Here is a 494-nt window from a genome sequence, read left to right on the forward strand (position 1 = left end):
GTTGAAGGACATGCCGAACTGCCGCTTGGCGTTGGATGCCAACGCCCTTGTTGTAACTCAACGTGACGTAACGCGATCTGGAATGGGGGTCAAATACCCGCCAAGCCGGGAAAGTCAGTGGATGGCCCGGGACAGGCCCGGTCATGACGGCGGAAAGGGGCGATGCTCCGCCTTAACCGAACTTCTCCAGCCGGCCGTCGCGGAACACGTATACCGCCCCCTGCTCGATATAGAGCTCCGCGGCGCTCGCGGGAGTCTCCAGGCCGAGCGACACCTTCAGGGCCCGGCAGGTGCCGCCATGGGCGACTGCGACGGTGTCGGTCCGGAGGTCGTCGTACCAGGCGCGGACGCGGACCTCCACATCGGCATAGGTCTCGCCGCGCGCGGGTCCCACCGTCCATTTGTCGGCGAGACGCCTTGCATAGAAATCGGGATCGGTGGCCTCGCTCTCGGCCAGCGTCAGCCCTTCCCAGCTTCCATAGCCCATCTCGCGC

General features: G+C 65.4%; 1 protein-coding gene. It reads right to left on the reverse strand.

Going from position 1 to position 494, the window contains the following annotated elements; genetic code table 11:
- Positions 1-172 precede the first annotated feature (172 nt).
- The coding region (locus AACY08_RS28995; RefSeq protein WP_339472517.1) for a histidine phosphatase family protein at positions 173-494 on the reverse strand (322 nt) is incomplete at its 5' end.

The sequence above is a fragment of the Pseudomonas sp. EL_65y_Pfl1_R83 genome, assembly GCF_963970695.1.
GTDB classification, from domain to species: domain Bacteria; phylum Pseudomonadota; class Gammaproteobacteria; order Pseudomonadales; family Pseudomonadaceae; genus Aquipseudomonas; species Aquipseudomonas tritici.